The sequence below is a fragment of the Vibrio sp. genome, assembly GCF_050299255.1.
GTDB lineage: Bacteria > Pseudomonadota > Gammaproteobacteria > Enterobacterales > Vibrionaceae > Vibrio.
Genome location: NZ_JBNKVP010000020.1, coordinates 43,419 through 50,375, shown reverse-complemented (window position 1 = coordinate 50,375; position 6,957 = coordinate 43,419). Strand labels below are relative to the sequence as shown.

General features: G+C 48.7%; 5 protein-coding genes and 1 pseudogene. 4 read left to right on the top strand and 2 right to left on the bottom strand.

The genetic code is table 11. The features are described from left to right. Window positions 1-128: pseudogene (locus ACQY6F_RS08075) on the top strand (aldo/keto reductase); the annotation flags it as partial. Window positions 129-469: 341 nt separating this feature from the next. Beyond that, a complete protein-coding gene (locus ACQY6F_RS08070) occupies window positions 470-1,156 on the top strand; it encodes a MaoC family dehydratase (protein ID WP_428773511.1) in 687 nt (228 codons plus the stop codon). A gap of 79 nt (window positions 1,157-1,235) precedes the next feature. On the opposite strand, the gene ACQY6F_RS08065 is transcribed toward ACQY6F_RS08070, so the two are convergent. Next, window positions 1,236-2,054 carry a phosphate ABC transporter substrate-binding protein gene (locus tag ACQY6F_RS08065; RefSeq protein ID WP_428773510.1) on the bottom strand — a complete coding sequence of 273 codons (819 nt, stop codon included), beginning with the start codon at window positions 2,052-2,054 and terminating at the stop codon, window positions 1,236-1,238. Between the two features lie 135 nt (window positions 2,055-2,189). Here ACQY6F_RS08065 and ACQY6F_RS08060 point away from each other — a divergent pair, with 135 nt between their 5' ends. After that, window positions 2,190-2,543, top strand: coding sequence for a DUF3024 domain-containing protein (locus tag ACQY6F_RS08060; protein WP_428773508.1), 354 nt, complete (start codon window positions 2,190-2,192; stop codon window positions 2,541-2,543). Between the two features lie 113 nt (window positions 2,544-2,656). Here the strand turns inward: ACQY6F_RS08060 and rnb are convergent, their stop codons facing one another. Continuing rightward, the gene (gene rnb / locus ACQY6F_RS08055; protein ID WP_428773513.1) at window positions 2,657-4,663 is read right to left on the bottom strand and encodes an exoribonuclease II; all 2,007 of its coding nucleotides are present in this window, start codon (window positions 4,661-4,663) and stop codon (window positions 2,657-2,659) included. Between the two features lie 365 nt (window positions 4,664-5,028). Here rnb and ACQY6F_RS08050 point away from each other — a divergent pair, with 365 nt between their 5' ends. Beyond that, window positions 5,029-6,897 carry a DEAD/DEAH box helicase gene (locus ACQY6F_RS08050; protein ID WP_428773507.1) on the top strand — a complete coding sequence of 623 codons (1,869 nt, stop codon included), beginning with the start codon at window positions 5,029-5,031 and terminating at the stop codon, window positions 6,895-6,897. The last annotated feature ends 60 nt before the right edge of the window (window positions 6,898-6,957 follow it).

Here is a 6,957-nt window from a genome sequence, read left to right as displayed (position 1 = left end):
CGCTGCCGATTATCGGTTCCGGTAAGCTGGAGCGAGTGCAAGCTGCTGTAGCTGCGCTGGAAATTGAGCTGACCCGCGAACAGTGGTATCGCGTTTGGGTAGCATCAAAAGGACACGGGGTACCATAGAGCTCTGTCGTTATAGTCTTATTCAATGAAGCCACTGACATGTCAGTGGCTTTTTACTTTCTAGTGAGTTCTTTGAATAGCTTGGCAAACTTTATGCTTAGTTTTTATTCGATGTGGTTTTGCGGCAAAAAACTACCGTTTCCGTATCATTCTTACAGAAAAGTAAAGTTAAAACTCTAATTTGCACTTTCCCAATAAAATAGTGTTTTATTGATAAGTTATTGATATATAGAATTAAAACAGGTTTGATCATACACATGTACGCCCGAAAGTCGTTGCACATCAGTGTGGAGTGTTTCACAATTACGTAAATTCATTCTTATTGAATGTTGAGGAGCAATATGAAAGTCGCGGATCTGTTTAAACATCGTGGTGAATCTGCATCTAAGCAGCACAATGAATTTATCCAGTGGATGTCACCGACTATGCGCGAGTATTGGGGGGATTTTCTCACCAAGACTAATCACAGCCGACAAATATTGTCCCGGCTGCGTGATTTTCATTTTCCGGCCAATAACGATGATGTAGTTGAGGCTGAGCCCGCGCCGGTAGTATTAAAGCCGGAAGCTCAGAAGTTGTATGATCAGTTGCAGCTACAGCTGGGTGATATTATTCACACCGGTGACTGGCTGGAAGTGGGTCAAGACAGAATCAATCAGTTTGGCCAGGTGACAGAAGACATGCAATGGATCCATACCGATCCTGAGCGTGCCGCTGAAGAAAGTCCGTTCAAGACCACCATCGCACACGGTTTTTTAACCTTGGCGTTATTACCTAAACTGACTGACAGTGTTGATGAAAGCAATGCGATGTTTCCGACCGCTAAAATGGTGGTCAACATTGGCCTGAACCAGGTGCGTTTTCCTTACCCGGTAAAAGTGGGCAATCGCATTCGGGCGGTCAGTACACTCAAGAGTGTTACGCCACTGAAGTCTGGGTTAGAAATTGAGCGGGAAATTAAAGTCGAAATTGAAGGTGTTCGTCGTCCTGCTGCGGTTGTCGTCTCAGTGATCCAACTGCGCTTCTAGACTTGGAGCAAGCGCGTTCAACGCGCCGGAAAGTTACATTGAAAAAGGAGAGCACTGCTCTCCTTTTCTGTTTTGTGGCTTATTTTTTCACTGGAATATAGCCATATTCACTGATGAGCGCTTTTGCCCTTTCACTTTGCAGGTACTTGAGGAAATTCTCACCATCCGCTGAAAGTTTGCCATCCGGGTACACGACGATAAACGGACGTGACAGCTGGTATTCACCACTGGCAATAGACTTGGAACTGGCGTGTACCCCTTCAAAATCGATCGCTTTAATGGACTTGTCCACCGAGCCAGTGGAAATAAAACCGATCGCCTGTTTGTTGTGATTAACAATGGTTTTCACCATAGAATTACTGTTCACGACCAGATTGTCAGGGTTAATGTCAGACACCAATCGATCGTTGATCACTTGAGTCAAACCAAGCAGGCTTTCAAAACTGTAGCGGGTACCGGATGAAGCTTCTCGAGTTACAACAGCAATTTTCTGATCGTTGCCGCCGACTTGCTTCCAATTGTCTATCTTGCCTTTGTAAATATTGTACAGTTGTTCCCGGCTCAGGTTCTGCACCGGGTTAGACTGGTTCACTACCACCGCCAGTCCATCAAAGGCGATCGTCACTACTTTAACCGATTCGTCCTGCTCTTGTTCGGTCAGGTAGCGTGAACTCATGCCGAGGTGAGCAACGCCTTTTTTAACCAGAGTAATACCGGCGCTTGAGCCAACGCCCTGTACCGCAATGTAAGTTTCCGGATGGGTGGTATTAAAGTCTTCAGCCAAAACATCCATTAAACGAGCCACCGATGTCGACCCCGAAATGTTGACCTCTTTTGCCATCAATTGGCCAGGGATCAGTAAACTTGCCATAAGCGCAACCAGTGCGGCTCGAAACATAACTCTCTCCATCATAAAAACGCTGTTGGCGGCTATGATATGTCGACTAGATGACATTTTTGTGAAAATGTATACAGAACATCTAACTTCGTGTATCTATTATGGATTGAAGTATTCCACTGCAGTGAAACGATTATGAGTTTAATCAGTCTGTTGCAAAAACAAGTTGAGAGTCGGGCCGGTAGTGTGTGCGAAACTCGCAACCAAAGCTTGCCGGTGGAATTGGGCAAAGCAATTTATGAAGTGCGCGACAAAGGCGTGGTGTTTTTTCAACAACATTATCTGCTGGACTCATCACACTGTGACTACACCAGTTATGTTGCCAAAGTGGAGTGGGATGAAGTGGAAAAATGCTGGCAGCTGTCGATCCCTGATTTGGAACATCAACAAGAGAACGCCTGGCTGCCGTATCCCTATTTACCACAGAGTAATGATTTAACAGCGATAATGCGAGAGATCAGCAAAGATCCCAAGCAGCTGTTCTGGTAAGGCTTCGCAAAGGTGGGCTACCAAGCCCATCCTGCCATCGACGTTCTGTTGTCGCAACCAGAAACTAAAAAAGCGCCTCGAGGCGCTTTTTTATTCATCAAGAACAGCAGTGGTTATTGCTGCTCCAATGCGACTTCTTGCGGTTCTGGTGCTGAATCGGCAAAGACTTCGGTCGGTTTGGCCAACAGACTGCGGTTTTCCTGGTTCACTTCCACCAGGACCACTTCCAGTGTATCACCGAGTCGGTAGACCACTTCGTTGTCAATGCTGACGCTGCCCTGTTCGCCGTCACATTGCAGGCGCTCTTTGTTATTCAGGATCATTGAACCTGGAATGAAAGCCGCAGCGCCGTTTTCCAGCAAGCGGATACGCATACCGGCACGGTTTACGTCAAACACTTCACCGGTAAACGCGGTCTCTTTGGCTGGTTCTTCAGCCAGAGTGCGGGCATACAGCCAATCAGCGACGTTACGTTCGGCGATTTTGTGGTGTTTACGATGAAGTGCCAGTTCCTCACCAACGCTCTCATCGGCGTGTTGAACCGGTTCTTTACCAAGAATGTGCGCTTTCAGTAAACGGTGGTTGATCATGTCACCATATTTACGGATCGGCGAAGTCCAGGTCGCGTATAACTCAAGACCCATTGCGTAGTGTGGCAGTGGCTGATTACCTATTTCACTGTAGGTCTGGTATTTGCGGATCCGGTTGTCCAGATAGCTGGTTTCCTGCTGACCTAACCAGCGACGCAATGCTGCAAAGCCTTCCAGCGTGGTAATGCTTTCTGCGCTGAATACTTCATTACCCTCTGGATTAACCAGTTCTACCACATCTTTAATCTTGTCGGACTTGAAACCTGAGTGGCTGTTGAATACGCCACTATTGAAACTGGCTTGCAGAATCTGACCCGCACAGATATTGGCGGTAATCATAGATTCTTCTACCAGACGGTTAGCACTGCGACGCAGGTCCGCATGGATGGCAATAACGTCGTTATCTTCGCTCAGTTCAAATCGGTAGTCCGGGCGATCCGGGAATACAACCGCATGCTTTTCACGCCACTCTGCGCGCGCCAGAGAGAACTGGTACAAATCCTGAACCACCTGGGCGATGGTTTCATCTGGTTGCCAGGCGTCACTTTGGCCATTTTCCAGCCAGTCTGATACATGGTTGTAGGCCAGGCGCGCATGAGATTTGATGTTGGCGGCAAAGAAACGAATGTCGTCACCAATCACACCGTCTTTGCTGATGGTAACACTGCAGCAAATCGCTGGCCTGACCTGGTCCTGGATCAGCGAGCAGAGTTCGTCGGCTAAATCGCGTGGCAACATAGGAATATTGCGACCAGGCAGATAAATAGTAAAACCGCGTTCACGTGCGACTTTATCCATTTCATCTTCCGGGGTGATGTAAGCGGTAGGGTCGGCGATGGCGATGGTCAGTTCAAAGTCACCTGACTCGGTTTTTCTGGCATGCAGGGCGTCATCCATATCTTTGGTTGACTCGCCATCGATGGTGACGAACGGCATTGAGGTCATGTCCACCCGCTGCAGTTCAGGGTCATCTTTGAGCTGCCAGTCATCAATACCAGCAGGTTCGCTGTTCGGCAGATCGTTCTCAGCCAGCGTTACCCACCATGGTGCGATTTTGTCTGCCGCATCGGTGATTTTTTCACTGATCTCGACAAAAAATCCGTTGTCACCTTTCAGAGGATGGCGAATAAGATGGGCAACCACCCAGTCGCCTTCGGCAAATTCGTCTTGCTTCAGGCCCTTACGGGTTTTTGCTTTCAGAGACATTCGCTTGAGTTGTGGATGGTCAGGGGACACATTCAGTTTGCCCTTGAACATTTTTACCCGGCCGATAAAGCGGGTCAGATTCTGTTCCGTCAGCTCTTGCGGCTCGGCGACTTCGCGATCATTCTCGGTACGAATGATGGCGACGACCTTATCACCGTGCAGACATTTTTTCATGTACGGTGGCGGGATGAAAAAGCTGGTTTTGCTGTCGACTTCCAGAAAGCCAAAGCCTTTATCAGTAGCTTTAATCGTGCCTTCTTTCTTGGGTAAATTTTCTTGAATTTGCTGCTTGAGCTGAGCGAGTAACGGGTTATCTTGGAACATCTTCATCGATCTAACTTAACGGATTGCGCTCACTATAAACATTGCGTTGCGCGATTACTACCAAAAGGCGGACTTTAATGGTGGTTTTTTTAGACATTTTCAGTGGAAGAATAATGGATCAGTCACTTATTGACAGATTAATGACCAATTTTGCCTCCTGAGAGAAAAATATGTGATGTGACTCAATTTTTTCTGGCTTTTTTTGTGCGTTTAGGGAATAATCCGCCTCCCTTATATGTCCCTAGTGGCTTGATGCGTTGTGGTAAATAGCTCGCATCTGGAAGAGATCAATACGGTTATTGGATTGATTTTGGAATTGGTAAAGCACGTGGGACCTTTCTTTCATTATTATTAGTGGGATCCCAATGCAAGATTCTGTAATTCAATTCAGTGACTTATCGCTGAATGACGCCATCCTTTCTGCTCTTGATTCGATGGGCTTTGTATCACCAACCCCGATTCAGGCTGCAGCCATTCCGCATCTGATGGAGGGCAAAGACGCCCTTGGTAAAGCGCAAACCGGTACCGGTAAAACAGCGGCATTCTCATTGCCTCTGCTTAACAAGCTGGACCTGGCGCAACGTAAACCTCAGGCTATCGTACTGGCACCGACTCGTGAACTGGCTATCCAGGTTGCGGCAGAAATGAAAAACCTGGGTCGCAATATCCAAGGTTTGAAAGTTCTGGAAATTTACGGTGGTACCTCAATCGTTGACCAAATGCGCGCGCTGAAAAATGGTGCTCACATCATCGTCGGTACGCCGGGTCGTGTACAAGACTTGATCAACCGCGAACGCCTGCATCTGGACGAAGTTCATACTTTCGTACTGGATGAAGCGGACGAAATGCTCAATATGGGCTTCGTTGATGACGTAACCGAGATCATGGAACATGCGCCGGAATCGGCTCAGCGCGTGCTGTTTTCTGCCACCATGCCTCCAATGCTGAAAAGCATTGTAGAGCGTTTCCTACGTTCTCCGGCTCATATCGACGTGGCAGGTAAAAACCACACCGTTGACAAAGTAGAGCAGCAATTCTGGGTAGTGAAAGGCGTAGAGAAAGATGAAGCCATGTCTCGCCTGCTGGAAACGGAAGAGACTGATGCGTCTATCGTATTCGTTCGTACCCGCCAGGATACTGAGCGCCTGTCAGACTGGCTGTGTGCCCGTGGCTTTAAGTCCGCTGCACTGCACGGTGACATTCCTCAGTCACAACGTGAGCGTACCGTTGACAACATCAAGCAGGGCGTGATCGATATTCTGGTTGCGACAGACGTAGTTGCTCGTGGCCTGGATGTGCCGCGTATTACTCACGTATTTAACTACGACATTCCTTTTGATGTTGAGTCATACATTCACCGTATCGGCCGTACTGGTCGTGCCGGTCGTAAAGGTAAAGCGATCCTGTTGGTACGTACTAACCAGATCCGTATGCTGCGCACCATCGAGCGTGTAACCAAGTCTTCAATGGAAGAGATCCAACTGCCATTGCGTGACCAGGTTGCAGAAGCACGTGTTGCTAAACTGGCCACTGAACTGGCAGCAGATACAGAACACAAGTCGCTGGACAAATTCGCTGAACTGGTTGAACAGCTACAACAATCTCTGGAGATTGATGCTGCGACGCTGGCTGCTATTTTGCTGAAACGTCAGCAAGGTAAACGTCCACTGTTCTATGTTGGCCCAGACCCAATTATTGAAGCGATTGAGCGTGATAAAAACCGCCGTCGTGAACGCCGTGAGACTGGCGGCCGTGGCCGTGATTTTGGTGGTAATTCAGGTGAATGGGATACTTACCAACTGCAAGTGGGCCGTGAGCAGGGCGTTCAGGTTAAAGACATTGTCGGTGCGCTGGCAAATGAGCTGGGCCTGACCAAAGGCTCTATCGGGGCTATCAAGCTTGAACGTGGCGAGACTTATGTTCAGCTGCCGAAATCTATGTCAAGTGCCGTTACTGGCAAGCTGCGCAAGCTACGTATCCGCCAGAAAGAAGCTGGTGCGGTTGTGGTGCAGTATGACGACTTCCGTGAGTCGCGTGGCCGTCGTGAAGGTGGTCGCCGTGACAACTTCCGCGGTGGTCGTGAGGGCGGCCGTGACGGTAATTTCCGTGGTAACCGTGAAGGTGGCCGTGGCGAACGTCGCTTCGACCGTAACCGAGGTGGCGACCATCGTGGTAACTACCGTGGCGAACGCGGTCATAGTCAAAGCCAAAGCCAAAGCCGTCGTGACGCATAATCACAACGACTGATCTTGTCTGGTAGTAATTGATATCCCCGCTGGTCACCCAGCGGGGAT